General features: G+C 60.1%; 25 protein-coding genes. 17 read left to right on the top strand and 8 right to left on the bottom strand.

Features of this window, described 5'->3' with window-relative positions; all coding sequences use genetic code 11:
• Window positions 1-11: 11 nt before the first annotated feature.
• Window positions 12-1,061 (bottom strand): LacI family transcriptional regulator, encoded by a 1,050-nt coding sequence (locus G6N74_RS02715; RefSeq protein ID WP_165113986.1) that lies wholly within the window; start codon window positions 1,059-1,061, stop codon window positions 12-14.
• A gap of 231 nt (window positions 1,062-1,292) precedes the next feature.
• On the opposite strand from G6N74_RS02715, the gene G6N74_RS02710 reads away from it, so the two are divergent.
• The 6 genes from G6N74_RS02710 to G6N74_RS02685 all read left to right on the top strand — a co-directional run bounded on the left by G6N74_RS02710 (window position 1,293) and on the right by G6N74_RS02685 (window position 7,385).
• The gene (locus G6N74_RS02710) at window positions 1,293-2,558 is read left to right on the top strand and encodes an ABC transporter substrate-binding protein (RefSeq protein ID WP_165113984.1); all 1,266 of its coding nucleotides are present in this window, start codon (window positions 1,293-1,295) and stop codon (window positions 2,556-2,558) included.
• 85 nt (window positions 2,559-2,643) lie between these two features.
• A complete protein-coding gene (locus G6N74_RS02705) occupies window positions 2,644-3,597 on the top strand; it encodes a carbohydrate ABC transporter permease (RefSeq protein WP_165113968.1) in 954 nt (317 codons plus the stop codon).
• Window positions 3,594-4,538, top strand: coding sequence for a carbohydrate ABC transporter permease (locus tag G6N74_RS02700; RefSeq protein ID WP_165113965.1), 945 nt, complete (start codon window positions 3,594-3,596; stop codon window positions 4,536-4,538). Before G6N74_RS02705 ends, G6N74_RS02700 begins: the two co-directional genes overlap by 4 nt.
• Window positions 4,539-4,541: 3 nt before the next feature.
• On the top strand, window positions 4,542-5,657 hold the full coding sequence (locus G6N74_RS02695; protein ID WP_165113962.1) for an ABC transporter ATP-binding protein: 1,116 nt from the start codon (window positions 4,542-4,544) through the stop codon (window positions 5,655-5,657).
• Window positions 5,658-5,667: 10 nt separating this feature from the next.
• Window positions 5,668-6,699: an aldose epimerase family protein gene (locus tag G6N74_RS02690; protein WP_165113959.1), complete on the top strand. Its 1,032-nt coding sequence runs from the start codon at window positions 5,668-5,670 to the stop codon at window positions 6,697-6,699.
• The gene (locus G6N74_RS02685; protein ID WP_165113957.1) at window positions 6,696-7,385 is read left to right on the top strand and encodes a D-lyxose/D-mannose family sugar isomerase; all 690 of its coding nucleotides are present in this window, start codon (window positions 6,696-6,698) and stop codon (window positions 7,383-7,385) included. Before G6N74_RS02690 ends, G6N74_RS02685 begins: the two co-directional genes overlap by 4 nt.
• Before the next feature lie 62 nt (window positions 7,386-7,447).
• On the opposite strand, the gene G6N74_RS02680 is transcribed toward G6N74_RS02685, so the two are convergent.
• Complete coding sequence (locus G6N74_RS02680; protein ID WP_165113954.1) at window positions 7,448-8,392, bottom strand: phytanoyl-CoA dioxygenase family protein; 945 nt, start codon at window positions 8,390-8,392, stop codon at window positions 7,448-7,450.
• Window positions 8,393-8,513: 121 nt separating this feature from the next.
• Here G6N74_RS02680 and G6N74_RS02675 point away from each other — a divergent pair, with 121 nt between their 5' ends.
• The 11 genes from G6N74_RS02675 (at window position 8,514) to G6N74_RS02625 (ending at window position 19,291) form a co-directional block, all read left to right on the top strand.
• Complete coding sequence (locus G6N74_RS02675) at window positions 8,514-9,380, top strand: helix-turn-helix domain-containing protein (protein ID WP_165113951.1); 867 nt, start codon at window positions 8,514-8,516, stop codon at window positions 9,378-9,380.
• 185 nt (window positions 9,381-9,565) lie between these two features.
• A complete protein-coding gene (locus tag G6N74_RS02670; RefSeq protein ID WP_165113949.1) occupies window positions 9,566-10,792 on the top strand; it encodes a septal ring lytic transglycosylase RlpA family protein in 1,227 nt (408 codons plus the stop codon).
• A gap of 156 nt (window positions 10,793-10,948) precedes the next feature.
• Window positions 10,949-12,073: a D-alanyl-D-alanine carboxypeptidase family protein gene (locus tag G6N74_RS02665; RefSeq protein WP_246245627.1), complete on the top strand. Its 1,125-nt coding sequence runs from the start codon at window positions 10,949-10,951 to the stop codon at window positions 12,071-12,073.
• 78 nt (window positions 12,074-12,151) lie between these two features.
• Entirely contained in the window at window positions 12,152-12,823 is a 672-nt protein-coding gene (gene tmk / locus G6N74_RS02660) for a dTMP kinase (protein ID WP_165113944.1), read from the top strand.
• Entirely contained in the window at window positions 12,820-13,875 is a 1,056-nt protein-coding gene (locus G6N74_RS02655) for a DNA polymerase III subunit delta' (protein WP_165113941.1), read from the top strand. The genes tmk and G6N74_RS02655 overlap by 4 nt, the downstream gene beginning before the upstream one ends.
• An 89-nt stretch (window positions 13,876-13,964) precedes the next feature.
• A complete protein-coding gene (metG, locus tag G6N74_RS02650; RefSeq protein ID WP_165113938.1) occupies window positions 13,965-15,515 on the top strand; it encodes a methionine--tRNA ligase in 1,551 nt (516 codons plus the stop codon).
• A 12-nt stretch (window positions 15,516-15,527) separates the two neighbouring features.
• Window positions 15,528-16,322 carry a TatD family hydrolase gene (locus tag G6N74_RS02645; RefSeq protein WP_165113936.1) on the top strand — a complete coding sequence of 265 codons (795 nt, stop codon included), beginning with the start codon at window positions 15,528-15,530 and terminating at the stop codon, window positions 16,320-16,322.
• Between the two features lie 3 nt (window positions 16,323-16,325).
• Window positions 16,326-17,144, top strand: a complete 819-nt coding sequence (locus G6N74_RS02640; RefSeq protein WP_165113933.1) for an MBL fold metallo-hydrolase — start codon at window positions 16,326-16,328, stop codon at window positions 17,142-17,144.
• A 17-nt stretch (window positions 17,145-17,161) separates the two neighbouring features.
• On the top strand, window positions 17,162-17,635 hold the full coding sequence (locus G6N74_RS02635) for a YbaK/EbsC family protein (protein WP_165113930.1): 474 nt from the start codon (window positions 17,162-17,164) through the stop codon (window positions 17,633-17,635).
• Between the two features lie 46 nt (window positions 17,636-17,681).
• Complete coding sequence (locus G6N74_RS02630; protein WP_165113928.1) at window positions 17,682-18,842, top strand: iron-containing alcohol dehydrogenase; 1,161 nt, start codon at window positions 17,682-17,684, stop codon at window positions 18,840-18,842.
• Between the two features lie 5 nt (window positions 18,843-18,847).
• On the top strand, window positions 18,848-19,291 hold the full coding sequence (locus G6N74_RS02625; RefSeq protein WP_165113926.1) for an acyl-CoA thioesterase: 444 nt from the start codon (window positions 18,848-18,850) through the stop codon (window positions 19,289-19,291).
• Window positions 19,292-19,596: 305 nt separating this feature from the next.
• On the opposite strand, the gene G6N74_RS02620 is transcribed toward G6N74_RS02625, so the two are convergent.
• The 6 genes from G6N74_RS02620 to G6N74_RS02595 all read right to left on the bottom strand — a co-directional run bounded on the left by G6N74_RS02620 (window position 19,597) and on the right by G6N74_RS02595 (window position 26,779).
• Window positions 19,597-19,908: a hypothetical protein gene (locus G6N74_RS02620; protein ID WP_165113924.1), complete on the bottom strand. Its 312-nt coding sequence runs from the start codon at window positions 19,906-19,908 to the stop codon at window positions 19,597-19,599.
• Between the two features lie 40 nt (window positions 19,909-19,948).
• Window positions 19,949-20,482, bottom strand: a complete 534-nt coding sequence (locus tag G6N74_RS02615) for a hypothetical protein (protein WP_165113922.1) — start codon at window positions 20,480-20,482, stop codon at window positions 19,949-19,951.
• A gap of 24 nt (window positions 20,483-20,506) precedes the next feature.
• Window positions 20,507-21,712 carry a gluzincin family metallopeptidase gene (locus G6N74_RS02610; protein ID WP_165113920.1) on the bottom strand — a complete coding sequence of 402 codons (1,206 nt, stop codon included), beginning with the start codon at window positions 21,710-21,712 and terminating at the stop codon, window positions 20,507-20,509.
• Between the two features lie 62 nt (window positions 21,713-21,774).
• Window positions 21,775-22,557 (bottom strand): TfuA-like protein, encoded by a 783-nt coding sequence (locus G6N74_RS02605; RefSeq protein ID WP_165113918.1) that lies wholly within the window; start codon window positions 22,555-22,557, stop codon window positions 21,775-21,777.
• The gene (locus G6N74_RS02600) at window positions 22,547-23,728 is read right to left on the bottom strand and encodes a YcaO-like family protein (protein WP_165113916.1); all 1,182 of its coding nucleotides are present in this window, start codon (window positions 23,726-23,728) and stop codon (window positions 22,547-22,549) included. Before G6N74_RS02600 ends, G6N74_RS02605 begins: the two co-directional genes overlap by 11 nt.
• A gap of 15 nt (window positions 23,729-23,743) precedes the next feature.
• The gene (locus G6N74_RS02595) at window positions 23,744-26,779 is read right to left on the bottom strand and encodes an ATP-binding protein (RefSeq protein WP_246245610.1); all 3,036 of its coding nucleotides are present in this window, start codon (window positions 26,777-26,779) and stop codon (window positions 23,744-23,746) included.
• Window positions 26,780-26,784: the final 5 nt, after the last annotated feature.

The raw sequence follows: 26,784 nt of genomic DNA, 5'->3' as shown, positions 1-26,784 counted from the left end.
TTGTCCACAGATCAGGTGCCGTTGCCGAAATTCAGTTTCGGCTGCTGCAGCACCTGGAGTTCGCCCGGATTGCGGTCGCCTATGGCGTCGAGCAGCAGGCGTCCCATTTGCAGGCCCGCATCGGCAAGATCCTCATAGATCGTGTCCACCTGGGGGCGGATCAGGCTGAACAGGCCGGAGGTCTGCTTGGCGACGATGCCGACATCCGTTCCGGGCCTGAGCCCGCGGTCGCTCAACGCTGCCATCACGGCCAAGGCCGATACCTCGCCGCTGCAGACATAACCGTCCGGCGGGCTGGGCTGTGCCATGCGCTCGAATATCTGCGCCTTGATATCGGCTGAAGCGCTGTCGAGGTCGATGCCTTCGGCAATCTCGAACTCGACGCCGCTTTCGCGCACGGCCCGCATGAAGCCGTACTGGATATGCTGGAAGAAGGTGAAGCGGCGCGGCGGCAGGATGATCGCCAGCCTTTTGCGTCCCTTGTCGATCAGGCGTCGGGTGGCCTCATAGGCGAAGCTGAAATTATCGTAGTCGACATAGGGGTGAGGGGTCCCGAGTTCGGTGCGGCCGTGGCAGACGAACGGGAATCCATGTTCGAGGAGCAATTTCACCCGCTCATCGAAAGGCTCGGTGCGCGAGAAGATGATGCCGTCGGCCATGCGGTTGCGCAGGATGTAGCGAACAGGGTCGATGCTCGGCACATTGGCGAAATGCGGCGTGATGACGAGGTGATAGGGCGTGCCGCGAAGCGCTGCCGTAAGGCCGCTGACCAGAGACGTGCCGAAGCCGAGGATTTCGTCGTGGGGATCGAGCACCAGCGAGATGACGTTGGTGCGCCCTGTGCGCAGGCGTTGGGCGGCGCGATCGGGCAGATAGCCGATCTGCTCGGCCACCCGCTGCACCTTCTCGCGTGTTTCGAGCGCGATCTGCGGCGCTCCGCCGAGCGCGCGTGAGACGGTGGTGACGGCGAGCCCCGTTATCTCGGCGATCGTCCGCAGCGTCGGCTTGGCCGTGCCTGCGTCACCCGCATCGCGTTTGCCGCTTCTGTCGGCACCATCCATCGCCCCAGTCCTTTCCGCCGAAAACCAGCGAATTTACATCGTTATAAATGGAAATCAATAAACTGAACAGTGGCGCCGTATAGCCCATCAATCGTAATTAAATGGTGCTTTTTCAAAGCGATACCTTGTCATTCGAAATCAAACGAACGAATGCCTTGACAGGTCCCGGATTTATATCGTTATAAATTTGCAGCTGGCGCAATCAGCAGCCATGCCATCTGGGAGGATTCCATGTCATTGCGTACAATAACGAAGCTCGCCGCGGGTGTGGCGCTCATTGCCTTGAGCCTCGGCGGCGCCAAAGCTGCCGACGTCAAGGAAGTCGAAATGCTGCATTGGTGGACCTCGGGCGGCGAAGCGGCCGCGCTGAATGTCCTCAAGGGCGATCTGGCGAAGGAAGGCTACGCCTGGAAAGACGTGCCTGTGGCCGGCGGTGGCGGTGACGCCGCCATGACCGCGCTGAAGGCAATGGTCGCAGCCGGCACCTATCCGACTGCCTCGCAGATGCTCGGCTATACGGTTCTCGACTACGCGCAGGCCGGCGTGATGGGCGACCTGACCGAAACCGCAATCAAGGAAGGCTGGGACAAGTCGGTGCCGGCAGCCCTGCAGAAATTCTCCGTCTATGACGGAAAGTGGGTGGCGGCTCCGGTCAACGTCCACTCGGTCAACTGGCTGTGGATCAACAAGGCCGTCATGGACAAGATCAGCGGCACCGAGCCGAAGACTTTTGACGAGCTGATCGCGCTGCTCGACAAAGCCAAGGCGGCAGGCGTCATTCCGCTCGCGCTCGGCGGCCAGAACTGGCAGGAAGCCACCATGTTCGATTCGATCGTCCTGTCGACTGGCGGCCCCGAATTCTACAAGAAGGCCATGAACGACCTCGACGATGAATCGCTGAAGTCCGACACGATGAAGAAGTCCTTCGATAACCTTGCCAAGATCAAGGAATATGTCGATCCGAACTTCTCGGGCCGCGACTGGAACCTCGCCACCGCCATGGTCATCAAGGGTGATGCGCTCGTTCAGGTCATGGGCGACTGGGCCAAGGGCGAATTCGTTGCCGCCAAGAAAGCCCCGGACACCGACTTCTACTGCTACCGCTTCCCGGGCACCGACGGCAGCGTGATCTACAACTCCGACATGTTCGGCATGTTCAACGTTCCGGACGACCGCAAGGCCGCCCAGGTCGCGTTGGCTACCGCTACACTGTCGAAGAGCTTCCAGTCGGCGTTCAACGTCGTCAAAGGCTCGGTTCCGGCCCGTACCGACGTTCCGGATACCGACTTCGATGCCTGCGGCAAGAAGGGCATCGCTGACCTGAAGAAAGCCAATGATGGCGGCACGCTGTTCGGCTCGCTCGCCCAGGGCTATGGCGCGCCGCCGGCGGTTGCCAATGCCTACAAGGACGTGGTCTCCAAATTCGTCCACGGCCAGATCACGACTTCCGACCAGGCTGTCGAAGAGCTCGTGAAGGCGATCGACGACGCCAAGTAAGCCTTTGAACGACGAAGCCTCTCCCGCCCCCCGGCGGGGGAGGCGCCGTCTCCGGATCAAGACGGCCCTGGGAGGGGACGGACCAATGACCACGGTTGCCAAGACCGAGACAGAACTCACGCAGGTGAGCAGTACGCGGGTGTCCGGGCGGGCATGGTTGCAGGATGCGCTGCCCAAGCTGGTTCTGGCTCCGAGCTTTGCCATCACCATCGTCTTCGTCTACGGCTTCATTCTGTGGACGGTCTATCTGTCCTTCACCAATTCCAAGACCTTTCCGTCGTACACGCTCACCGGCCCGCGCGCCTATCAGCGCCTGTGGCGCTGGACGTTCGAGAGCGATCCGCCGTCGAGCTGGTACACGTCGATCACCAATATGGGGATTTTCGGCTTTCTCTATATCGGCATCTGCCTGGCGCTCGGCCTGTTCCTGGCAATCCTGCTCGATCAGAAAATCCGCGGCGAGGGCGTGCTCAGGCCCATCTATCTATACCCCATGGCGCTGTCCTTCATCGTCACCGGCGTTGCCTGGAAATGGTTCCTCGACCCCGGGCTCGGCCTTGAGCAGACGCTGCACCAATGGGGCTGGACGAGCTTTCATTTCGACTGGATCAAGAACAAGGATTTCGTCATCTACACGGTGGTGATCGCCGGTGTCTGGCAGGCGTCGGGCTTCGTCATGGCGATGTTCCTGGCCGGCCTGCGCGGCATCGACGGCGAGATCATGAAAGCGGCGCAGATCGACGGCGCCTCGTCGTTCCAGCTCTACCGCCGCATCATCATCCCGATGCTGCGGCCGGTGTTCCTCTCGGCGTTCATCGTCCTGGCGCATCTCGCCATCAAATCCTACGATCTGGTGGTGGCACTGACCAGCGGCGGGCCCGGCGGCTCGGCCTGGCTGCCCTCCAACTTCATGTATGAATACACGTTCAAGCGAAATGAGATGGCGGTCGGCTCCGCCAGCGCGGTGATCATGCTGATGACCCTCACCGCGATCATCGTTCCCTATCTCTATTCCGAACTGAGGGAGCGGCCGCGATGAGCACTGTGGCCATCTCCGAGCGGCGGAAAACCGGGGCGGGCGGCTCGCGGACGCTCAACCGCATCGTCATATACGGCCTCCTGGCGTTCTTTGCGCTGGTCTACCTGATGCCGCTGTTCGTCATGCTGGTCACCTCGTTCAAGACCATGGACGAAATCCAGAGCGGCAACATGCTCGCTTTGCCGCAATCGCCCACCTTCGAGCCATGGGTGAAAGCCTGGGGCGAAACCTGCGTCGGCCTGACCTGCGCCGGTATCAAGGGATATTTCTGGAACTCCATCAAGATGGTGGTTCCGGCGGTGCTGATCTCGACGCTGCTCGGCGCGCTCAACGGCTATGTGTTGACCAAATGGCGCTTTCGCGGCGACACGCTGGTGTTCGGGCTGATGCTGTTTGCCTGCTTCATTCCGTTCCAGTCTGTGCTTTTGCCGATGGCGACTGTACTGGGCAGCCTCGGCCGCTTCGGCATGACGCTGCGCAACGCCACGGGCTATTCGTTCGGCTTCGGCAATCCTACCGTCAACCTGGTTTTCGTACACGTCGTCTACGGCCTTGGCTTCACGACGCTGTTCTTCCGCAATTATTACGAGGCGTTCCCGACCGAACTGATCAAGGCCGCGCAGATCGACGGCGCGAGCTTCTTCCAGATTTTCCGGCGCATCATGCTGCCGAACTCGCTGCCCATCTTCGTCGTCACCGTGATCTACCAGTTCACCAACATCTGGAACGACTTCCTGTTCGCCTCCGCCTATGCCGGCACGGGCGACGCGATGCCGATGACGGTGGCGCTGAACAACGTCGTCAACACCTCGACCGGCGTCGTCGAATACAATGTCAACATGGCTGCGGCGATGATCGCGGCCCTTCCAACGCTGCTCGTCTACATTATCGCGGGACGCTATTTCGTGCGCGGCCTGATGGCCGGCGCAGTCAAGGGGTAAGGCATGGCGTTTCTCGAAATCCGCAATCTCGAAAAAACCTTCGGCAATGTGAAGGTGCTGAAGGGCATCGATCTGGAAATCGAGGAGGGCGGCTTCCTCGTGCTGGTCGGGCCGTCGGGCTGCGGCAAGTCCACGCTGCTCAATTCGATCGCCGGCCTCGAGACGACAACCGGCGGCACGATCAGCATCGGCGGCAAGGTGATCGACGGGCTGCACCCGTCGCAGCGCGACATCGCCATGGTGTTCCAGTCCTATGCGCTCTACCCGAACATGACAGTCGGTGGAAACATCGCGTTTGGCATGGAAATCCGCGGCGTGCCCAAGCCGGAACGCGACAAGGCAATCGCTCAAGTCGCGGAGATGCTACAGATCGGCCATCTGCTCGACCGTAAGCCGAGCCAGCTTTCCGGAGGCCAGCGCCAGCGCGTGGCGATCGGTCGGGCGCTGGTGCGCGATCCGCAGGTGTTCCTGTTCGACGAGCCGCTATCCAACCTCGACGCCAAGCTGCGCGTCGACATGCGCACCGAGATCAAGCGGCTGCACCAGCGCATGGGCACCACCATCGTCTATGTCACCCACGACCAGATCGAGGCGATGACGCTGGCGACCAAGATCGCCGTGCTGAAGGACGGGCTGCTGCAGCAATCGGGCACGCCGGCCGAGATCTACAACAATCCGGCCAATCTGTTCGTTGCAGACTTCATGGGCTCGCCGGCGATGAACCTGATCCCGGTGACGATTACGAAGAACGGTTCGGGCGTGTCGATTTCAACCAATCGCGACGAGATGGAGCCCTTGGCGCTCGGAATCCCGAACGCCCCGGCGGGACTTGCCGCACACGACGGCAAGGAAGTGATTTTCGGCATCCGCCCCGAGGCCCTGACGGACCGTGACGGCGCCGACCGCAATGCCAAGAATATCGCCGAAAGCGAATGCCTGATCGAGGTGGTGGAGCCGGCGGGCTCCGACACATTCGCCGTCACCCGGCTTGGCAAGAAGCAGGTTACCGCGCGGCTGCGCGCCGACGTCAATGTTGTTGCCGGGCAGAAGACGAAACTGGCCTTCAATCTCGACAAGGCGGTGTTTTTCGATCCGGCCAACGGCCAGCGGATACTCTGAGGAGAAGCCGGTGTTGGCGCCCAACGATCAGGCCCTGTCAGCCGACGAATCCGCTCGATCTGCGGAGCGTTCTCGCTGGGCGCTGTCCTGGGATCGCGGCCATGCGGAAATCTTTGCCGTCGGTGGATCGCTTCACAATCTGACACTGGTTCTGGATGACGGTTCGTCTGTGATGCCGTTGGCCGAGGCTCCTTGGATCAATGATCCGAAAATCGCTGCGAACGCAGACATCCCCGCGCATCTGCGCCAGCTTGGCGGCGAATGGGCCTGCGTGCCGTTCGGCAAGACGCCGGTCGACCCGCATCATCATGGCTATGGCACGAACAATGCCTGGCACGTCACAAGCGAGACGGCGGCTGAGATCGCTCTGGCAATCGACTATCCATCGGATCATCCGATCAAACGGGTCGAACGCCACATTGCCGGTGTGCCGGGCGAAGCGGCCGTCGAAATCACGCTGACTGTCGAAGCGCGGGCGGATTGCCTGCTGCCGGTCGGGCTCCATCCGATTTTCCGGATGCCAGAGCAGGGCAAGAGGCTGCTGCTTGATCCGGGTGTTTTCTCGCAAGGCCATACATTTCCTGAAATCGTCGAACCAGGCGTGTCGCGCCTGAAACCCGACGATATATTCGCCTCGCTTGAACAGGTTCCGCTGGAGAACGGAAGCGTTGCCGATCTTTCCAGTCAGCCAAGCGGTCTTGCCGAGGAGATCATCCAGATCGACGGTGCGTCCGGCTGCATAAGGATTCTCTATCCCGATGATGGCTATCGCGTTCAACTCGACTGGAACCGGGATGATTTTCCCGCCGCATTGATCTGGCTCTCCGATCGCGGGCGCAGCGCGCCGCCATGGTCGAGCAGCTTTCGCGGTGTCGGCATCGAGCCGGTGAACGCCTGGTTCGACGACACACGTTTTGCTCCCCAGGCGCCTGACAGTCTTTCGCTTGGAAGGAATTTCACCGCTGGCGAACGATGGACCACACGCTACAGGATTTCCGCGTCCAGAATGGATGCTTCGACACATGAAGGAACTTCGACATGAAACGCTCCCGCATCAATGAGATCATCCGCGAGGGCGACGCCTTCATTCGCTCCTTCGGCTATGTCATGCCGCCCTTCGCCTATTGGTCGCCGGAGGAACTGAAGACGCGCCGGCCTGCCGGTATCGTCGATTCCCGCCTTGGCTGGGACATCACCGATTACGGGCAGGGCAAATATGACGAGCTCGGCCTGTTCCTCTTCACCGTCCGCAATGGCCGCGCCGAGGATCTGACGCGCGGCACCGGCATGCTCTATGCCGAAAAGATCATGATCTCGCGCAAGGACCAGCTGTCGCCGATGCACCGCCACATCGTGAAGGCCGAGGACATCATCAATCGCGGCGGTGGCAAGCTCGTTCTGGAACTTTTCATGCCGGCTGAAGACGGCGGCATCGATCGCCACAAGGAAGTAGAAGTTCCGACCGACGGCGTGGTGAGAAAACTGCCGGCAGGCGGACTGTTGAAGCTCGATCCGGGCGAGAGCGTGACCCTGCTCCCGGGCGTATGGCACGCATTCTGGGGCGAGGGTGGCGATGTGCTGATTGGGGAAGTTTCCACGGTCAACGACGACCTCACCGACAACATCTTTGCCGATCCGATCGGCCGTTTTTCCAACATCGAGGAAGACGAAGCACCGTTGCGCCTGCTTGTCTCGGACTACGACCGTTTCATCGACGGCAACGCCTGACTGCCGATTAAACGAACAAACGGCGGCCTCGCTTGACGCGAAGCCGCCGGTTTTGTCTCAGATCAATGCCAGTTCTTCAGGCCAAGCAGCTTCTTGCCGAGTTCAGTCAGTTCGGCGGTCTTGGCATTTTTCTTCTCCCAGTCGCGCGGGTCGCCGGGGAAGGAGGCGCGCTGCGGTGCTTCCAGTTCGCGCCATGAGGTGACGCGCGCTGTGCGCTCTACCAGATCATCCTCGTCGGCTGGGAACATCGAGATGTACTGCGCCATGCGCACGCGGTCTTTGGAGTAGTTCGGACGCACGCCGTGAGCCAGAAGTGTGTTGAAAATCAACAGGTCACCGGGATTCATTTCTATATTGGTTATGGTCAGGCCCGTCAGGTCCGGGTGGTGCGGATCGCGGTCTTCCGGTTGCGTCTTCACCCACTCCTCGAAATTCGAAAACAACTCGGGAATGCACTGGAAGCCGCCGATATCGCCGTCCTGCTTGACGAGCGAAAGTACGCCCTGAACGCCGATCGGCAGCGGGCGCAGCGACGTATCGCTGTCCCAGTGGATGAAGCCGTTGACATTGCCGGGCGTCTTCTTGGGCGGGTTGAGGTTGGCGCGGTCGATTGCCACCCACAGCTCTTCCATGTCCCAGATGTCGACGAAGGCGTCGTAGACGCGTTGCATCTGGCGATTGTCCCACAGATACTGGTGATTGTAGATTTCCACCATGCCGGCGCCGTTGAGCTCCTTCATCTGGTGATCGCGCCGCTGCGGCGCATACCAGGTGGAGGGGTCTTTCGGGTCTTTCTCGTCGAATTCCCAGAGCAGATCGACGAGCTGCTGCACATTCTCCTGCGGCACCGCATTGCGCACGATGACATAGCCCCTGGTGATCCAGTGCTGCCAGTCGGCCTCGCTCAACACCCGTAGCGGCAGCTTCTTCTCGATGTCCTTGAGCTGCGTCGTGACCTTTTTCGAGGTCGGGTGGGCGTCCTGTTTCAAATCCGTTGCATGCGCCATGGGTTTCTCCTCCATCTCAAACCATGATGATGCTGAAGGATACCGCTTGCTGGCCCCCAATGTTGTACTCGCACGGCACATACTGATACTATCTTGGCGTTTTGGATTGAAAGAAGCCAGAATGAAGCCGTTCCTGGAAAGATTGCGGCCTGAGCCGGGTACATCCTGGGCGATGCTCAATCGTCGCCTCGATGACGGGATTCCGTTTCAATGGCACCACCATCCCGAGCTGGAGCTGACGCTGACCTGCAATTCACGCGGCCAGCGTTTCATCGGCGATCACATCGGAAGCTACGACGACGGCGACCTCGTGCTGATCGGCCCGAACCTGCCGCACACATGGCATTCGACCGAGAAGATTGAAGACAGCGCGCCGCACGTCGCGCTGGTGATGTGGTTTCTACCCAGTTGGGCAAACACGCTGAGTGCCACACTCGTCGAATTCAGCGCCATTGCGTCCATGGTGGAGCGCGCCGCAAACGGCCTGAGGTTTAGACAGTCCTATGCCGACCGTGCACGTCCGCTGATCGAAGACCTGTTCTCGCGATCGCCTGACGAGCGCTTGCTCAGCCTTCTGCGTGTGCTCAACATGCTAGCGCAGGATGCAGGCGCCGAACCCCTTGCCAGCGCCAGAAGCGTTCCTGTGCGTGCTGGCGTCGATCGCTCACGGCTCGATCGCGTGCTCGACCATATCCATCTGAACTACGCCTCCGGCCTGTCGCTTGGCGAACTGGCCGAGGTCGCAGCCCTCAGCCCGTCGGGCCTCCACCGCCTGTTTCGGCGGCATGCGCATGTTTCCATCTCGGACTACATCATGCGCCTGAAAGTGGGCGAGGCCTGCGCGATGCTTTCGGGAACGGAAAGACCTGTCGCGCATATTGCCGACGCTGTCGGATATGAAACCCTCGCCAATTTCAACAGGCAATTCAAGGCATTGAAAGGCCTCACACCGCGCGAGTATCGCAACAGCTTTCAAGACACGCGCTAATATATCGTGACCGGCGCTCGCCGCATTCTTGCCCGTTTGCGAACACAATCGGTTAATAGCGTGCTAATTAATTCCTGCGTAAAAGGAGAGTTGGGGTAGGGATGCCAGACGCTGTGCGGCGTTGTTCGAGGTGTCCCTTTACATGTTCTGCGTAGGTGCATGAGAACGTCTGGGGACCATCAGTAATGCTTATTCTGGCGCGCGGGCATTTTCGCCGCGCTTCCACCATTGCCATTCTGGCGTTTTCCGCCGCAGCTCTCGTGGCTTGCGCGTCTGCGCCGTCGAAGCCTGTTGCGGGCAAGAAGCGGTCCAAGGAGTATTTCGCCGAATCCGAATATGGCGTGAAGGCGAGCCCGCGCGTCTCCAATTTGCGCTCAAACCTGCCGCGCGGCGGCGGTCGCGACCAGACCGGGAAGCCGTATATGGTTCGCGGCAAGATGTACTACCCGAAGGAAGACAAGGGCTACAAAAAGGTCGGCGCTGCCTCGTGGTATGGCGACGCCTTTCATGGCCGCCTGACGGCGAACGGCGAAATCTACGACATGACGCATCTGACGGCAGCGCATCCGACGATGCCGCTGCCCAGCTATGCCCGCGTCACCAATCTGAAGAACGGCAGTTCCGTCATCGTCCGCGTCAACGATCGCGGGCCTTATTCGGATGGCCGCATCATCGACCTGTCCAAGCAGGCGGCAGACATGCTGGATTATTCGCATGTCGGCGTCGCCAAGGTGCAGGTGGAATATGTCGGCCGCGCGCCGCTTGAGGGGCGTGACGATCAATACCTGATGGCCTCTTACCGGCCGGGCAATGCCGCGCCCGATCCTTCGGACGGCCTGCCTACCGGCGTGATGATCGCCATGAACGGCGCAACGCCAAGCGGCAGCGCTGCGGCAACTCCGTTCCCCGGCGTGATGACCGACGCGCCGCCATTTGCGCCAGCTTCTGGCTCGGCAGCGCAATCGGTTGCGTTCGGCAATATCGTGCTGCCGGAATTCGGCCCGATCGTTCCGGAGCGCCCGCAAGGCGCACCGACGCAGCTTGCTCTTGCCACCATGTCCTATGCAGACGAGCGCATTCACAGCGCAGCCAACGCCTTCGCAGCGCTCGACGGCACGCGCATGTCGGCAAACGACGTCACGCAATCCTGGAAGCGGCTCAATGCGAGCCAGACCCCGCCGGATGCGTTCGTGGCCTACGTCGCGGTCGGTACGTTCCATTCGAAGGGTGAGGCAGACCGACTTTCCCGAGCGCTTTCTGCTGTCGGCAAGACAACGGTCGAGAAATCGATGGCCGATGGCACCACGTTCTACACGGTCAGCCTTTTCAGCGACGGGCGCACCTCGCTGGACGACATGCTCGAAACGGCATGGTCGCACGGCGCGCCGGACGCGATGACGATCCGCAACTGATCCAGCTACCAAACACGTGATGCAAGGCTTGACGGCGAAAGGTTGATCCTGTCGCCGAAAGCCTGTTACCGTCCGTGCATCGTCCAGGCAACGGGACTCACCATGTCAGTCAGGTCTTCTCCCTTCGCTGCGGTTTTCGGCTTCGCGCTTGTCTTCATGCTGTCTATGCAAGCACAGGCACAACTCTTTGAAACAAAAGCGAAGCAGGCCTTCATGGTCGATGCCGAAACCGGTTCGATCCTGTTCTCGAAAGACGCCGACGCGCTGATTCCGCCGGCATCCCTGGCCAAGCTGATGACCATGGAAGTCGTGTTCAATGCGATCAAGGCAGGGCGCTATACGCTGGACGACACGTTCGCAGTCAGTGAAAACGCCTGGCGCACCGGTGGCGCAAGCTCGGGCGGCTCGACCATGTTCGCCAAGCTGAAGTCGACCATCCGCCTCGAAGACCTGATCCAGGGCGTCGTCGTGCAGTCGGCTAACGATGGCTGCATCATCATCGCGGAAGGCATGGCCGGTTCGGAAGCCAACTTTGCTGCGCTGATGACCGACCGTGCACGCGAACTCGGCTTGACCAAGTCTGTGTTCGTGAATTCGACCGGACTGCCGGCCGAAGGGCAGGTCGTCACGGTGCGCGAACTCGTGCAGCTCGGCATGCACATCTGGAAAACCTACCCGGAATATTACAGATATTATTCGCAGCGCGATTTCACCTGGAACAAGATCACCCAACGCAACCGCAATCCGCTTCTGGCCATGGATATCGGCGCCGACGGCATGAAGACGGGCTTCACCGAAGAGTCCGGCTATGCCATCGTCGGCTCGGTCAGCCGCGACGGCCGGCGCATCTTTGCGGCTCTCAGCGGCATGACCAGCGACCGCGAGCGCGCGGAAGAAGCCCGCAAGCTGCTGGATTGGGGCCTGCGTTCCTTCGAGAAGACCGAGCTTTTCGCCGATGGCGAGGTGGTTGCCGAGGCCACCGTCTATGGCGGCGCCAAATCCGGTGTCGAACTGAAGGCCAAGGGACCGGTTTCGATTCTTGTGCCGATCACCAACAAGGATCGGTTCAATGCGCGCATCGTCTATGATGGCCCGATCGTTGCACCGGTCGAGGAGGGCACGCAGATAGGCACCTTACGCGTTTCGATCGGCGACACGCTCAGCCAGGAAACGCCGCTCTATGCGGGCGAGAGCGTCGGGCTCGGCTCGCTGCATCAGCGCGCGCTGGACGCGGTCGGCGAACTGCTCGTTGGCTGGCTGCGCAAGGCACCGCAGACATAGACCTTTCGGCGTGCGCGGCATAAGACAGGTTCGGCTGGTTCGGATCAATTCATCCGGCTAAACGAGGAATGGACTGAATTGGCGCGCGGACTTTTCATAACTTTCGAAGGCGGCGAGGGGGCCGGCAAGTCGACGCAGATCAAGCGGCTGGCCGACAAACTGCGCGCCAAGGGCTACGGCCTGACCGTGACGCGCGAGCCCGGCGGCTCTCCCGGAGCGGAAGCGGTGCGCCATGTCATCCTGTCTGGCGCTGCTGAATCCTTCGGCCCGAAAATGGAAGCGCTGCTGTTTGCAGCGGCGCGCTCCGACCATATCGAGCAGGTGATCCGCCCGGCGATCGAGCGCGGCAACATCGTGCTTTGCGACCGTTTCGTCGATTCGTCGCGGGTCTATCAGGGCGGGGCGGGCAATCTCGAACCGGAATTCATGGCCACGATCGAGCGTGTTTCGGTCAACGGCATGATGCCGGACCTGACTCTGATCTTCGATATCGATCCGGCAATGGGACTGGAACGCGCAACCGTACGGCGCGGTGATGAAGTCGCTGACCGCTTCGAGAAGGAAACGCTGGAGATCCACCGCAAGCGCCGCGAGGCTTATCTGGAGATCGCCCGCGAAGAGCCGGAACGCTGCGTCGTCATCGACGCGGCGCAGAAGCCGCATGACGTCGAGGATGTGGTCACCGCGGCAGTCTTTGCCGCGCTGGAAGCCCATGCGGGCGCCGCTGGCGACCGGGCGCAGGAGGCTTGATGTTTGAACGCATCGCACCCGAACAGCACGACACGCTCGACGGCGTGCCGGAACCTTCGGAAAATCCGCAGCTCTTCGGGCATTGCGAGGTAGCCGAGATGCTTGCCTCGGCCTACCGCGCCGGCAAGCTGCCGCATGCCCTGCTTCTCGCCGGCCCGCAGGGCATCGGCAAGGCGACGCTTGCCTTCCATCTCGCGCATCATCTGTTGAAGTATCCGTCGAGCCAATCGGCTCCGGCAGCACTTGCCAATCCTGACCCGGCGTCATCACTGTTTCGGCAGATCGCCACGGGCGCGCATCCCGCGATCCTGCACCTGACGCGGCCGCTCAACGACAAGACGAAGAACTTCAAGACGGTTCTGACCGTCGATGAAATCCGCAAGGTGAACCGCTTCCTGTCGATGACGTCCCATGACGGCGGCTACCGCGTGGTCATAGTCGATCCCGCCGACGACATGAACACCAATGCGGCGAACGCGCTTCTCAAGAACCTTGAAGAACCGCCGTCGCGCACCGTCTTCATCCTGATCGTGCATTCGCCGGGCAGCCTGCTGCCGACCATCCGCTCGCGCTGCCAGACGGTCCGGCTTTCGCCGCTGACGCCGCAAGACTTGATGGAGGTTCTTGCCAGCGCTGAATCGCCGCCGCCGGATGGTGAGCAGGCTCGTGCGGCCCTTGCCGAGCGCGCTGGGGGCAGCGCACGCGCCGCCATCCTTCTGACGCAATATGGCGGCTTGGAAATTGCCGAGGCGATCGACACGCTGGCGGATGCACAAGGGCTGGAAGTTGGCGCGGCGCACAAGCTTGCCGACGTTGTCGCCGCCCGCGATCAGGCGATCCGATTCGACATCTTCAACCGGCATGCGCTCGACAGGCTGTCGGATTCGGCAAGCAATGCGGCCCGCGCCGGCGACCTTGCGCGCGCAAAAAAGCTCTCCGATGCTTGGCAGGAAGCGCTAATGGCTATATCTGAGACGGAAACCTACAACCTCGACAAGAAGCAGCACGCGCTGACCATGATCGACCGCCTGAATGCCGCAATGCGAATGTGACGCTTGTCCGCGCCGGGATGGCAATCGCCGTTCCGATGCGTTATCTGACCGCGACATCTTTCCAAATGCACATTTTTGACGGCGCACTCATGTCACGCGAAAAATTCTATCTGACCACTCCCATCTTCTATCCCAACGGCAACCCGCATATCGGGCATGCCTATACGGATATTGCCAGCGACGTGCTGACCCGGTTCCAGCGGCTGGACGGAAAGGATGTCTTCTTCCTGTCCGGCACCGACGAGCACGGCCTGAAGATGCAGCAGACGGCCGAGAAGGAAGGCATTACGCCCAAGGCGCTTGCCGACAAGAACTCGGCTGTTTTCCAGTCCATGCTGAAGGCGCTCGGCTGCGCCAACGACGAATTCATCCGCACCACTGAGGAACGGCATTACAAGGCCTGCCAGGCCATCTGGGAACGCATGGCCGCCAACGGAGATATCTATCTGGACCGCTACGGCGGCTGGTATTCGGTACGCCAGGAAGCCTATTTCGACGAAGGCGAAACGACCGTCGGCGAAGACGGCGTGCGCCGCGAGCCGCTCGGCTCGCCCGTCGAGTGGACCGAGGAAGAAACCTATTTCTTCCGCCTGTCGGCCTATCAGGACAAGCTTCTCGCCCTCTATGAGGAACGTCAGGATTTCGTAGCACCTACCGAGCGCCGCAACGAGGTGATGAGCTTCGTCAAATCCGGCCTGCGCGATCTGTCGATCTCACGCACGACCTTCAATTGGGGCGTGCCGGTGCCGGGCGACCCCAAGCATGTCATGTATGTCTGGGTCGATGCGCTGACCAACTACATCACCGCTGCCGGCTTCCCCGATACGGAAAACCCGAAATGGGACTACTGGCCGGCAACCCACATCATCGGCAAGGATATCGTCCGCTTTCATGCCGTTTACTGGCCGGCGTTCCTGATGTCGGCCGGCATTGAATTGCCGCGCCGCGTTTTCGCCCACGGCTTCCTGTTCAACCGCGGCGAGAAGATGTCGAAATCGGTCGGCAATGTCGTCGATCCGTTCGCGATGATCGAGCGCTACGGCCTCGATCAGGTGCGCTATTTCTTCATGCGCGAAGTGCCGTTCGGCCAGGATGGCAGCTACAGCCACGACGCCATCGTCAACCGCACCAATGCCGACCTTGCCAACGATCTCGGCAATCTGGCGCAGCGCTCGCTGTCGATGATCGCCAAGAACTGCGGTGGCGTTGTGCCGACGCGCGGGGTCTTGACCGACGCGGACAAGGCGATCCTCGATCAGGCGGATGCAGCACTGATGACGGCGCGCAAGGCGATGTCGGAGCAGGGGATTCACCACGCCCTTGCCGCGATCTTTGGCGTTGTCGCCGAGGCCAACCGCTATTTTGCGGGGCAGGAGCCTTGGGCGCTGAAGAAGACGGACCCGGCGCGCATGGAAACGGTGCTGCACACCACCGCCGAGACGATCCGGCGCGTCGGCCTGATGTGCCAGCCCTACATTCCGACGTCTGCCGCAAAGCTGCTCGACCTGCTGGCGGTGCCTGCGGACGCGCGCGGCTTCGACAAGGTGTCGGATGAGTATGCACTGGTTGCAGGCACGCCATTGCCGGCGCCGGAACCGGTGTTTCCGCGCTATGTCGAACCGGAAGCACCGGCAGCGTGAGGCCGTTCTAAGATGCTGGTCGACAGTCACTGCCATCTCGACTTTCCGGACTTCGCAGAGGAGCGCGCGGCGATCATCGCGCGCGCCCAGGCCGCCGGCGTCGAACGCATGGTTACGATCTCGACCCGCGTGAAGCGGTTCCCATCGATCCTGGAAATCGCTGAACAATTCGATCCGGTCTTCTGTTCCGTCGGTACGCATCCGCACAATGCCGGCGAGGAGCAGGACGTGACCACCGAAGAGCTGGTCAGGCTGTCGGTGCATCCGAAGGTGGTGGCGATCGGCGAGGCGGGCCTCGACTATTTCTACGACAAGGCGCCGCGAGACGCCCAGGCGCGGAGTTTTCGCAATCACATCGCGGCAGCGCGCGAGACGGGGCTGCCTCTGGTCATCCACTCGCGTGATGCTGACGCTGATATGGCAGCGATCCTCGAAGAGGAAACAGGGAAGGGGGCCTTCCCCTTCATTCTTCACTGCTTTTCGTCCGGCCGCGCGCTTGCCGAGACCGGCGTCAAGCTTGGTGGCTACGTCTCGTTCTCGGGCATCCTGACCTTCAAGAAGTCCGAGGAATTGCGGGCAATCGCAGCCGACGTGCCGCGCGACCGGCTGCTGGTCGAAACCGACGCGCCGTATCTCGCGCCGATACCGTTTCGCGGCAAGCGCAACGAACCGGCTTATGTCGCGCATACGGCAAAAATTCTCGGCGAGACATTGGGCGTCAGCGAAGATGAAATCGCCGCAATAACAACCGATAACTTCTTCAGATTGTTCACGAAAATGCCGCGGCCAGCCGCGCTGGGCGGTTGACGGATGGCGGATACGCTTCGCCTGACGATCCTCGGCTGCGGCTCATCGCCCGGCACGCCGCGGATCACCGGAGACTGGGGCAACTGCGATCCCCAGAACCCGAAGAACCGCCGCATGCGCGCAGCCGCCATGGTCGAGCGCATCAAGCCGGACGGCGCGACGACGCGGGTGGTGATCGACACTGGTCCCGATTTCCGCGAACAGATGTTGATGGCGGGCGTGAAGCGCATCGATGGCGTCATCTACACCCATGCCCATGCCGACCACATTCACGGCATCGATGATCTGCGCGGCTATGTCCTCGAACAACGACAGCTGATGGATATTTACGCCGATCAGCCGACGCTGGACCGGCTTTACGAAGCCTTCGGCTATTGCTTCAAGACGCCAGCCGGCAGTTCCTATCCGCCGATCCTGCGGGCGCATGAGATCGAACATTCCAACCCCGTCGTGATCGAAGGAAAGGGGGGTGCCCTCACCTTCATGCCGCTGCCGCAGATCCACGGCGACATCATCTCTCTCGGCTTTCGAATCGGCGATCTGGCCTATTGCCCCGATGTAAGCCATTTTCCGCCGGCGACCGCCGAGCGGCTTCAGGATCTGGATCTGCTGGTGATCGACGCGCTTCAATACCGCACGCATCCGAGCCATTTTTCGCTCGCCGAGGCGCTGGAGTGGATCGAGACGCTGGCGCCGAGACGCGCGGTGCTGACGCATATGCACGTGCCGCTGGACTACGAGACGGTCAATGCCGAAACACCGGCTCACATCGAGCCGGCATATGACGGCATGAAACTGGAAATTCCTTTAGAATCAAACTGAAGGCAGAGAAACCTGACATGGCCGGCAGCATCGAACGCGTGACAGAGGCAGCGGCGGCCGCCGGGCTCGAGATCGAAGTCCGCCGCATGGGCGCATCGACGCGCACGGCGGAAGAAGCCGCCGAACAATGCGGCTGCAGCGTTGCACAAATCGTCAAATCGCTGATCTTCCAGGGTGAGAACAGCGGACGGCTCTATCTCTTCCTGCTTTCAGGATCCAACCAACTGGACCTTGCCAAGGCGGCTGCACTGGCGACCGAGCCACTGAAGCGTGCTGATCCTCGCTACATTCGCGACGAGACCGGCTTTGCCATCGGCGGCGTTTCGCCGATCGGTCACAAGGCGGCAATCCCGGCATTTGCCGATCGAGCGCTGTTGTCGTTCCGCCAGGTCTGGGCAGCAGCCGGCGCGCATGATGCCGTCTTCGCCGCCGAACCAGAGGCCTTGCTGACTGCTGCACGCGCAACCACTGCCGACCTTGCGGCGGGCTAGAAAAGCAGGCATGTAAAGGGTGAGAAATGCAGCCGAGGCCATTGTAATGTCTCCATTTATTTTCAACACGACGGCCTCCATTGTCTTTGAACCCGGCTCGGCCGCGCGTTTGGGAAAGATCGCCGGCAGGAAGTTGGGCGGCTCCGTTCTGTTCGTGACCGATCCGGGCCTGCGCAAGCTCGGCCTGTGCGACCCGGCCATCGCGTCATTGCAGGGAGAGGGGACGTCAGTCGCCATTTTTGACGCGGTCGAGGCCGATCCGTCGCTCGCGACCGTTATGAAGGCTGTGGAGGCAGGCCGCTCAGTTGGTGCTACCGGCGTCGTCGGCTTCGGCGGTGGGTCGTCACTCGATGTCGCCAAGCTTGCCGCACTGCTGATCGGTTCGGGCGAAAACATCGACGATGCCTGGGGCGTCGGCAACGCCAAGGGTCCGAGGCTGCCGCTGGTGCTGGTGCCGACCACGGCGGGCACCGGTTCTGAGGTGACGCCGGTCTCCATCATCACCGTTGGTGAGGAAGAAAAGCGCGGCGTTTCCAGCGCCGTAATCCTGCCTGACATCGCCGTGCTCGATGCGCAACTGACACTCGGCCTGCCACCGGCAATCACGGCTGCGACCGGCATAGATGCGATGGTTCACGCCATCGAGGCCTACGCATCGAAGAACGCCAACAACAATCCGCTGTCGAAAATGCTCGCGAAACAGGCGCTGCAACTGCTCGGCGCCAACATCGAAAAGGCGGTGTTCGAGGGCGCGAATGTCGAAGCGCGCGGCGCGATGCTGCTTGGCTCCATGCTTGCCGGACAGGCATTCGCCAATTCGCCCGTGGCCGCCGTTCATGCGCTGGCTTATCCGATCGGCGGCACGTTTCATGTTCCGCATGGGCTTTCGAACGCCTTGGTGCTGCCGCACGTGCTGCGCTTCAACGCGCCGGATGCCGCGCATCTCTATGCCGAGATCGCCGCCGACGCATTTCCTCATCTGGCACGCGAGGAAAGCACGCAAACCCGCTGCGCGGCCTTCATCGAGGAACTGGCATCACTGTCGCGCAAACTTGGGCTTCAGCCGCGTCTGCGCGATGTCGGGATCGGCGAAGAACATCTCGCCAGAATGGCGTCGGACGCGATGAAACAGCAGCGGCTTCTGGTCAACAATCCGCGCGAAGTCAGTGAAGCCGACGCGCTGACGATCTACCGGGCGGCATGGTGAGGAGCATGAGCGAACGGGCTTCACCATCTCAGCGCGCCTCGTACAAGGCGTTCCGCACCATCGGCACGCGCTGGATGGACAATGACATCTACGGCCATATGAACAACGTCGTGCATTACTCGCTGTTCGACACCGCTGTGAATGGCTGGTTGATCGATGCCGGTGTGCTCGACATCCATGCCGGCGACCAGATCGGCCTGGTGGTCGAAACCGGCTGCCGGTATTTTTCGGAGCTTGCGTTTCCCGACACCGTGACCGCCGGCATCCGCGTGGCAAGGCTCGGCTCGTCGTCCGTGCGCTATGATGTCGGACTGTTCCGCAACGACGAAACTCACGCTGCGGCCGAAGGCTTCTTCGTCCATGTCTACGTCGACAGGCAAACGCGCCGGCCGAAACCGCTCAACGATCGTCTGAGGGATGCTTTGGCCGCGATTTTCGTTGAGGGCTGAAGGTCGATCTGACACTGGCTAAGGTCATCCGGAAGCAGGAAAACGCGCTATTCAACCATCACTCAGTTCCATAATCTATCTTATGCGACTTATTCGTGTATTGCGGGTACATTCTATTTTCAAGTGCGACAGAGCCATGGTTTCAGCAGATCGCCGGCCGCATGCGGCTGGAGCGTCATCCGATCTCGGTCAGCCACGAGACGATCTACAAGTTTGCGTTTTCGGCCGACGGTCGCCGGGCGGCGGCGTGTTAGCCACCCTTCCCTACATAGCCCTTCGATCCATCAGCGTGGACGGAAGCGTTTTTACTGGTTCTCAGTTATCACCCTTGCGAGATCCTGAACGGTATCAATAACCGGCCAAATATTGACTTGGTTTTCCCAGACATCAATCGTCTCGTCGGTCAGTGTAATTCCACTTTTAGTCTCGACCATGCGCAATCTTCCTCGGCCGCCGGTGATTTTTGTCGCAACGTCCAAGATTAACGGATTTGGAGATTGTTTATCTGTTTTTTTGTATTTTTTTGTCGTCCCAAGTTGATTGCCGTCGTCGTATTGGTCGTAGATTGACAGATCTTCTGTATCGCGCCCGAAGCTGATCTTGACGGTAATGGTCATGTAAGATGCTCCTCTTTCATCCAACCTGATTTGCGCGGGTTCAATCCCGTGTCATTCGCCCACCTCGATGGGCCATCCTCACGGTGATGGAGTATGAATTGGGTGCTCTGACACCCGGAAGATTGGCGTCCAGAATGAGTGTTTTCGCATCGTTGAATGCCGTTGCGAGTTCCAGCATCTTCGTGTCCGCCATGATGCGCCACATCCTGTATTTGGGCGCTGGAGAAGTGGGGGCGCCCCCTGCTTTCGCGGCAGGCGTGGAAGCTTTCTCGAAATCGTATCCGCAACCAACCGGATCCTCATCTTTGGAAACGGTGACAACGAGGAGACGGACCCTGTCGAAGCGGTAACAATAGCCCTCGTATGCGTAGCCATAAGCCGCAACAATTGAATAGTTATTTCTGCTTACCAATTTATTTCTATTGAGCTGAACTCTAAGTTCCTGTCCGTCACCTGCATAGATATCGGCATAATCTTCTTTTCTATTTAGCTTGACACCATAGAGGAAAATCTCCTCCGGGATGAATATGCCTGTACTCGCGGGGGCTGGAATGTCGCAATTGTCTTCGCTCATGGTCACCCTCTCCTTTCAGAAAATTCACAGTATTTCCCGCCATCTGAAGCAATCTTCGAATTGATTGACATTCGAGCGGCCGCGACCGAGTTCCGCCTCATGCAGAAACGCGGCAGCGGCGTCCTCGAAATTGATATGGTCCGGATCAAGCGTCCTCCAGGAACGGATCATCGCTTCACCTATGATGTCCCTGGCATCCGTCAGCGCGGCTTTGGTGGCGAAGTGCCTGAACCTGTAGTCCGACTTCGTCGCGCTCAGGCGTTCCTCGATCTGCGATACCGGCATCTGCCTGCGCAGGTCGCTGTATTTACGCGGGTCGAGCCGTGAAATTCCCCGGTCGAACAAAAGCGACTGATGTACCTCCAGAAGACAATCGAAGAGCGCTCCTGCAAAGGGTTTCGAGCGGTCATGCACCTCGAAACTCACGTCATTCAGACGAAGCGAATTGCTGAAATTGCGGAGCTGGCTCTCGTCGCCTGTCTCGGCAAATCTGTCTAGTTCATTGTGGATGAGAAGATTGCCGCCGGTCCGACGCAGGACGCGGTCCAGCGCCGTGTCGAAATGCAGCAGACCGAGCAAGGATATGAAGTCGGCTATCGCCTCGTGATAGCAAAAGAAGTCGGGCCCTCCTTCCGTGAACTGCGGCAAGCCGAGTTCGCTGAGCAAAACGAGATGCCCGACTTCATGTGCTACGGCGTCGAAATTCAGGCCGTAGCAGAACTGATGGTCGGCATCGTCATTTTCACCCAGTTCGAGAAAACCGAAACCTGATTGTGCGTTGTCCCAGCCGGGAATAATCGGCACGATCTCCAGCCGTTCGACCATCGGCGCGAAATGCCATGGAATTTCGCGCCCGATATAGCCTTCACAGATGTCGAGCACACGGCGCACGCACGCGTAGACGTGAGCGCTGAGGAAGTCGAATGTTCCGGGCGTCAGATAATCGAAATGCCCATCGGGGCCTGGTTCTACCGGTGGCCCGATCCTGCCTGCATAGGGAGGCATTTCGGGAAATTTATATGGAGGTTTCGGTTCGACCGGTTCGGCGACATACATTCTGCGGTCAGCAGGACCTGCGGCTATCTCGCCGGGACTTGGAGCGAGCCAAACGACTTCAGGGTGTTCATAGCCACGGACAAAGGGCGGTTGCGGATAGACAAGAAAACGTGTTCCAAGATTTTTCTCGGAATTCTTGGCAGGATTATCTATCGGCGTCGTAAGAGTTTTCATTCACACAGCGCCCTGAAGCGCTGTAATTTCTCACGGTTACATTAGAATGTCATTGATTATTGTTAATTTATGCCATCCGATGGTTGACCATACTTTACGTAGTCGTCCCAATACGATGACGCCTCCAGATCAATCGCCCACGCCTCCGTAAGTGTAAACGCGGTGTCTTCCTTGGGACGGATTTGTTTGCCGCGATCGGCAAGGTAACGCAGCAGGCGCACTGCATCGGCTTGCTTGCGATCAACGAGATTCCCAGGTAGCCATCGCTCAAAAGCGTCAAGTTCAGACGATAGCGATAGGCCTGCAAGTCGGGCCGTAGCAATCACTTGCGCGTAACGACGATCGACAAAGTACAGAGAACGGGCGGCTGTTTCCAGCGCATCGCAGGATATCCGGCTAATCACACCATGTCGAAGCGCCTTTTTGAACGTGAGCCTCATATTGATGAGAGCATCCCCCAACGGCACTGATCCAAGCTCTAGCGGTGCCATGGGCACCGCTACTTCCTCGTCGTCTGCAAGCGGCGTACGCCGATACCAACGATAGACGAAGCCATGGCCGAACATGCCATTTGGCGCGAGTTCGGCAGCCCTGAGCGCTCCCATACTCGAAGCTCCATGAACCTCGACACCCGCCGCCATTGCCCAGAGAATTTCCTTGTGCCGAACAGCAGGACGCTGGGCAAAGACCCCGTCGATGATCGCCACGACGTCCGGGCGGTGGTCGACGACTGCCTTGAAAACACTGCCCTGCTCTGCCGGCGGCAGATACAGCGCGTCGAGATGTTTCCGCGCCTGCGCTATGGGCAGCGTCGGCCCAAGAAACACGACAATATCACATGCCATGTCCGAGTTCCTCGGGAGAGGTTCTGAGGGGCGGCGCGACAACCCTGACGACTGCGGCTGGTATGGATTGGTCGACGAAAAGCGGCACCACCACGACAGCCGTGGCACCAGCGGAGCGCAAGGCATCGATGATGACGTCAATCTCCGGACGAGAAACCGGGATCGGATCAGGTGGCAGCGGCGATCCCCTCGCCCCAAGTTGCTTCCGCCAGGAGGCAAGCTGGTGCCGATCGAAGCTGCCTCGGTACAGATCGATGGTCACATCCTCTCGTGCGCCTGCCATCGCCGTCAGCCGCGATCGGCAGGCTTCCAGCAGGGCCTTCGAAAGAGCCTCATCATTCGACAGACCGCAGGCAAAACCCTCGGCTGGCAAGGGCGCAAGTTCCATCTGCCTCTCACCTTCCATAACGTGACACCAGTAAATCGGAAGCCCGTGGGCAGATGGGATCGACCAGACGCCCGTTTCCATGCCTGACTGTCGCAGCCGTGCGAGGATCTTGCCCGGAGCGCCGCGAACCAAGCTGGCCGTCTCAACCTGATAGCGATCAAAAAAATGGGGTTTGCCTAAAGCCCAGCAGCGCGCATCACGTTCCAGAATTTCCAGGCATGCATGCCTTACGGCTTGAAGGACGTTTGCTCCAGCGGCCAGCCCTGTCGTGTTGCGCGGCAGCCAGGGCGCATGTGGAGACGGCAAGGTGTAGCACGCATCGACAAGCGCCAGGGGAACGGAGCATTTTCGGCTTGAGAGAATGTCCCAGCCGTCGATCCAGCCGAGGGGCTCCAGATCACAACCCTCGGGCATAAGCGCCCACAAATCTGCCCACATATCCGCATCCGGACAATTTCGGACCGTAACGCTTCGCACTCTCTCCCGCGAAACGTGTTCGGCCGCCCAGTTTTCTATTCCCTCCATCAGGGCAGATATCGCCGCCTGCTCGACTGTCAGTCCGCTACCCTGGCTTACCACGACCGAGCGAGCGTCCGGCCGAACGGCTTGAGCCACAGCTATTCCGATCCGATCCAGGCCGGTGATCGATCCGAGCCGCGATATTCCAAACTCTTGACGCCTATCCAAAACACGCTGGATCGTCTCCCCGATATTTGGAGGCGCGCTGACTAGCGCCTCCGAAAACTCGAGGAATGAGGGATGCGAGTTGTCATACAATCTCACTTGGCGGTCCGTTCGCTATCGAGCAGTGGAGCCGGCTTCCAAATCCCGCAAGTCCGATTGCGCCCTTTTAGCCAGCGCGAAAGCCCCCTGCTTGAATGCCATGTCATATGCACGCTTGAGATCACGCCTTGTCGCGGCTGGATTGGCTCCGTCGGCCGCACGAAGCTTGGCGCGGCGCCTGTAGAGTTCAGGCAGCCAGAAAAACTGTCCGCCCTTCACGCTCTCGGCAACGCCCCTTTCCAGGGCGTTGAGGGCTTCGGCCCTCAGCCCAGCCCGCTCCAGCAGTTCCGACTGCATATCCAGTTGTATGGAGATGTTGTCGTCCGTCCCGATTTTCTCCTGCAGCCCAAGGCCTTCGTGGAACCGTCGGATTCCGGCTTCGAAGGAGCCGGAAAGAGCCTCGGCCCAGCCACCGAACATATCCGCTTTCGCCCTGCTGGCGGCCATGGAATGCCGATCGGCAAGGTCCTTCATACGGTTGGTCAACCGAAGGACGTCATCGTGCCGGCCCTGGCACCGTCCCTGGACGACCGCGTAATACAGGGCATGCAGAAGGCTGCCGACGTGATCGGTCTCTTCTGCAGCGCTCAAACACGCCTTTATCGCCCGCTCGGAACCGGGAAGGTCCTCCATGAACGAGAGGGAGAGTGCCTTCTCCCCTAACCCGCACACTTTGGCATCATGCCCGCCATAGATTGTGCGGTTACGAAGCGCGCGTCCGGCGTCATACAGTTCAAGGCCCTTTGCCACGCAGCTGAGGCAGAACTCGTGTTGAGCTGCGTTGAAATTTGTTGCCCATGCACAATGAAACGACTGCAGTCGGACCTCGGGATCCTGCGCTTCCCCCATGTCGTTAAGCAGTGTCTGCGCGCGTGCTCGCTGGGCGGTTACATTGGGTGCTGTAAACCACCAGCCCCAATATAGCGCAAAGCGCCTTCCAGGGTCGCCTCCCCCCTGCTTTCGATAGATAGACAGCGCTCTCTCGTAGATGCGGCGTGTCTGCTGCGAGCCTTCTCCCGACAATGCCGCGGAGACGACACCGCGAAGTTCCAGGACATCCAGCTGAAGTTCAGTTTTTTTCTGTCTCTTGGAAACCCGCGCCAGCTGTTCTTCAGCCATAGTCAGCAATGTGTCGGCTTCAGACATTGCCGACCTGATCATGCAAGCTTCTGCAGCCTTTGTTGCATAGGCGGCGGCATCCAGATGCATGCCGGCCTGTGCACAATGCCAGGCAGCAAGTTCGTGCGCCATGCCGGTCGACTCTCCGCCGGTCAGAAGACCTGCGATGCGGGTATGCATTTGGCGGCAATCAGTCCGCAGTAAACTTGCGTATGCCGCCTCCTGGAGAAGCGAGTGGCGAAACCTGTAAATCGTTCCTTGTGCCGAGGTCTTCGTTTCAAGAATGCCGTGTGCGACGAGTTCGGTGAGTTCCGCGTCCGTATTATCGACAGCTTTTTCGGGCCCCAGGAGCCGCGTGAGAAAGGACATGCCAAATTCCCGGCCTATGACACTGGCCAATTGGGCAGTGCGGCGGGTGTTGCCGACATCCGAGAGGCGGGCCGACAGCAAATCGTTCAGGGATGTGATGCCGCTCTTGTTCAGCAGATTGTTCCAATCCGCCGCCGTCGTGCCGGCTGCGGCCCTGCGCTGAAGAAACATCGCCAGCTCTTCGGCAAAGAGCGGAACGCCGTCGCTCTTATCGAGAATGAACTGTGCCAGCCCTGCCGGGAGAGGCCCCTTCCACAGCGAAACCAGCAAGTCTGTCATCGCGCCGGCGGTCAACCCGGAAAGGCGCACCGTTGTGGAGAAACGCTCTCGATCGTCATTCCCGGCAGCCAGGCGCCGCGACGTTGCGACGATCAGCATGGCGCGGTTCCGGCAGCCTTCGCTCAGGCGGTCGATCAACTCCGATGTCATGCTGTCGGCCCAGTGAACATCCTCGAAAACGAGCAACTGAGGCTTGCTGTCGGCAAAAACGAACAGCAGTTCGGCAGCCGCAGCGATGACCTGTTCCCGGAAACGCCGGGCCGATTTGTCGGATGACTGAAGATAGCCGGTTGCTTGCCGTGTCTTTGCGGCCGCAAATGCAACAAGCGGACGGGCAATTTCCTTGCTGACCGAAATGCCGATGGCCGCCAGCCTGTCACAAAAAGCGGAGGCATCCCTTTCGATCAATGCCTCGCTGCCCAAAAGCGTCTCCAGATAGTTGAGAAGCGGGTGCAATGGCCGGTTGGTCAGGCGCAGGTGGCATTGGAGAACACGCTCCTCACCGGAGTTGTTCATACCGATTTCGCGCCGCAGTTCGGCAACGAGACGGGACTTGCCTATCCCGCCATCACCCACGATCACCAAGGAATGCCCTCTGCCGGAGCAGGCTTTGCCCCATGCGCGCCGCAAAACGCCCAATTCGGCGCTCCGTCCCTGCAGCGGTGCTTCCGGGCGCCTGGAAATCGAAAAGCGGTCCTGGCCGGAACGCGTTCCCGATACCTGCCAGAGAGGGACCGGCTCGCTGAATCCCTTTAGACGGGCATGTTTGATGAAACCGTATTCGAAACTTCCACGGGTGAGTTGATAGGTTGAATCCGAAACGAAAATGGAATTCGGGTGAGCCTCCGCCTGCAGCCGCGCGGCCAGTACCGGAGCCGTTCCTATTATTTCTCGCCCATCGGCGGAAATCACAACCATGCCGGTGGCAACGCCGACGCGAAGTTTCACGCCGGGCTCTCGTCCTTTGCGTGGTCTGCCGCATCTTTCAACCAACGCCAACGCCGCCCGAACTGCCTTTTCGGCAGCATCCTCGAACTGCATGGGATATCCGAAATAGCTACATCCGCCGTCCCCCAGCTCCTGGTGAAGATACCCGTTATTCTCCTGTATGATCGCCATCGCCGTCCTGTGGAACACGCTGACAATATTCGAAAAGTCTTCCGGGTCGCTCCTTTCAAGCATCTCCGTCGATCCAACGATGTCATAAAACAGAGCCGTTACTTGCCGTCTCTCGCCGGAGAGTTCGATGCGGGGATCGTCTCCATTCAACCACAGCGGATGCATTCAGA

This window comes from Mesorhizobium zhangyense, from assembly GCF_011045115.1.
Taxonomy (GTDB): domain Bacteria; phylum Pseudomonadota; class Alphaproteobacteria; order Rhizobiales; family Rhizobiaceae; genus Mesorhizobium_M; species Mesorhizobium_M zhangyense.
Note: the sequence above shows the minus strand (reverse complement) of the source record. Positions and strands in the feature narration are given on the sequence as shown.

What these genes read in the sequence shown, in the direction of transcription:
- G6N74_RS02630 (WP_165113928.1), top strand. Translation starts at nt 17,682, where the DNA reads ATGTCTCCATTTATTTTCAACACGACGGCCTCCATTGTCTTTGAACCC.
- G6N74_RS02645 (WP_165113936.1), top strand. Translation starts at nt 15,528, where the DNA reads ATGCTGGTCGACAGTCACTGCCATCTCGACTTTCCGGACTTCGCAGAG.
- metG (WP_165113938.1), top strand. Translation starts at nt 13,965, where the DNA reads ATGTCACGCGAAAAATTCTATCTGACCACTCCCATCTTCTATCCCAAC.
- G6N74_RS02715 (WP_165113986.1), bottom strand. Translation starts at nt 1,061, where the DNA reads ATGGATGGTGCCGACAGAAGCGGCAAACGCGATGCGGGTGACGCAGGC.
- G6N74_RS02605 (WP_165113918.1), bottom strand. Translation starts at nt 22,557, where the DNA reads ATGGCATGTGATATTGTCGTGTTTCTTGGGCCGACGCTGCCCATAGCG.
- G6N74_RS02695 (WP_165113962.1), top strand. Translation starts at nt 4,542, where the DNA reads ATGGCGTTTCTCGAAATCCGCAATCTCGAAAAAACCTTCGGCAATGTG.
- G6N74_RS02595 (WP_246245610.1), bottom strand. Translation starts at nt 26,779, where the DNA reads ATGCATCCGCTGTGGTTGAATGGAGACGATCCCCGCATCGAACTCTCC.
- G6N74_RS02705 (WP_165113968.1), top strand. Translation starts at nt 2,644, where the DNA reads ATGACCACGGTTGCCAAGACCGAGACAGAACTCACGCAGGTGAGCAGT.
- G6N74_RS02670 (WP_165113949.1), top strand. Translation starts at nt 9,566, where the DNA reads ATGCTTATTCTGGCGCGCGGGCATTTTCGCCGCGCTTCCACCATTGCC.
- G6N74_RS02610 (WP_165113920.1), bottom strand. Translation starts at nt 21,712, where the DNA reads ATGAAAACTCTTACGACGCCGATAGATAATCCTGCCAAGAATTCCGAG.
- G6N74_RS02685 (WP_165113957.1), top strand. Translation starts at nt 6,696, where the DNA reads ATGAAACGCTCCCGCATCAATGAGATCATCCGCGAGGGCGACGCCTTC.
- G6N74_RS02665 (WP_246245627.1), top strand. Translation starts at nt 10,949, where the DNA reads ATGCTGTCTATGCAAGCACAGGCACAACTCTTTGAAACAAAAGCGAAG.
- G6N74_RS02620 (WP_165113924.1), bottom strand. Translation starts at nt 19,908, where the DNA reads ATGACCATTACCGTCAAGATCAGCTTCGGGCGCGATACAGAAGATCTG.
- G6N74_RS02615 (WP_165113922.1), bottom strand. Translation starts at nt 20,482, where the DNA reads ATGAGCGAAGACAATTGCGACATTCCAGCCCCCGCGAGTACAGGCATA.
- G6N74_RS02640 (WP_165113933.1), top strand. Translation starts at nt 16,326, where the DNA reads ATGGCGGATACGCTTCGCCTGACGATCCTCGGCTGCGGCTCATCGCCC.
- G6N74_RS02635 (WP_165113930.1), top strand. Translation starts at nt 17,162, where the DNA reads ATGGCCGGCAGCATCGAACGCGTGACAGAGGCAGCGGCGGCCGCCGGG.
- G6N74_RS02675 (WP_165113951.1), top strand. Translation starts at nt 8,514, where the DNA reads ATGAAGCCGTTCCTGGAAAGATTGCGGCCTGAGCCGGGTACATCCTGG.
- G6N74_RS02700 (WP_165113965.1), top strand. Translation starts at nt 3,594, where the DNA reads ATGAGCACTGTGGCCATCTCCGAGCGGCGGAAAACCGGGGCGGGCGGC.
- G6N74_RS02710 (WP_165113984.1), top strand. Translation starts at nt 1,293, where the DNA reads ATGTCATTGCGTACAATAACGAAGCTCGCCGCGGGTGTGGCGCTCATT.
- G6N74_RS02625 (WP_165113926.1), top strand. Translation starts at nt 18,848, where the DNA reads ATGAGCGAACGGGCTTCACCATCTCAGCGCGCCTCGTACAAGGCGTTC.
- G6N74_RS02680 (WP_165113954.1), bottom strand. Translation starts at nt 8,392, where the DNA reads ATGGCGCATGCAACGGATTTGAAACAGGACGCCCACCCGACCTCGAAA.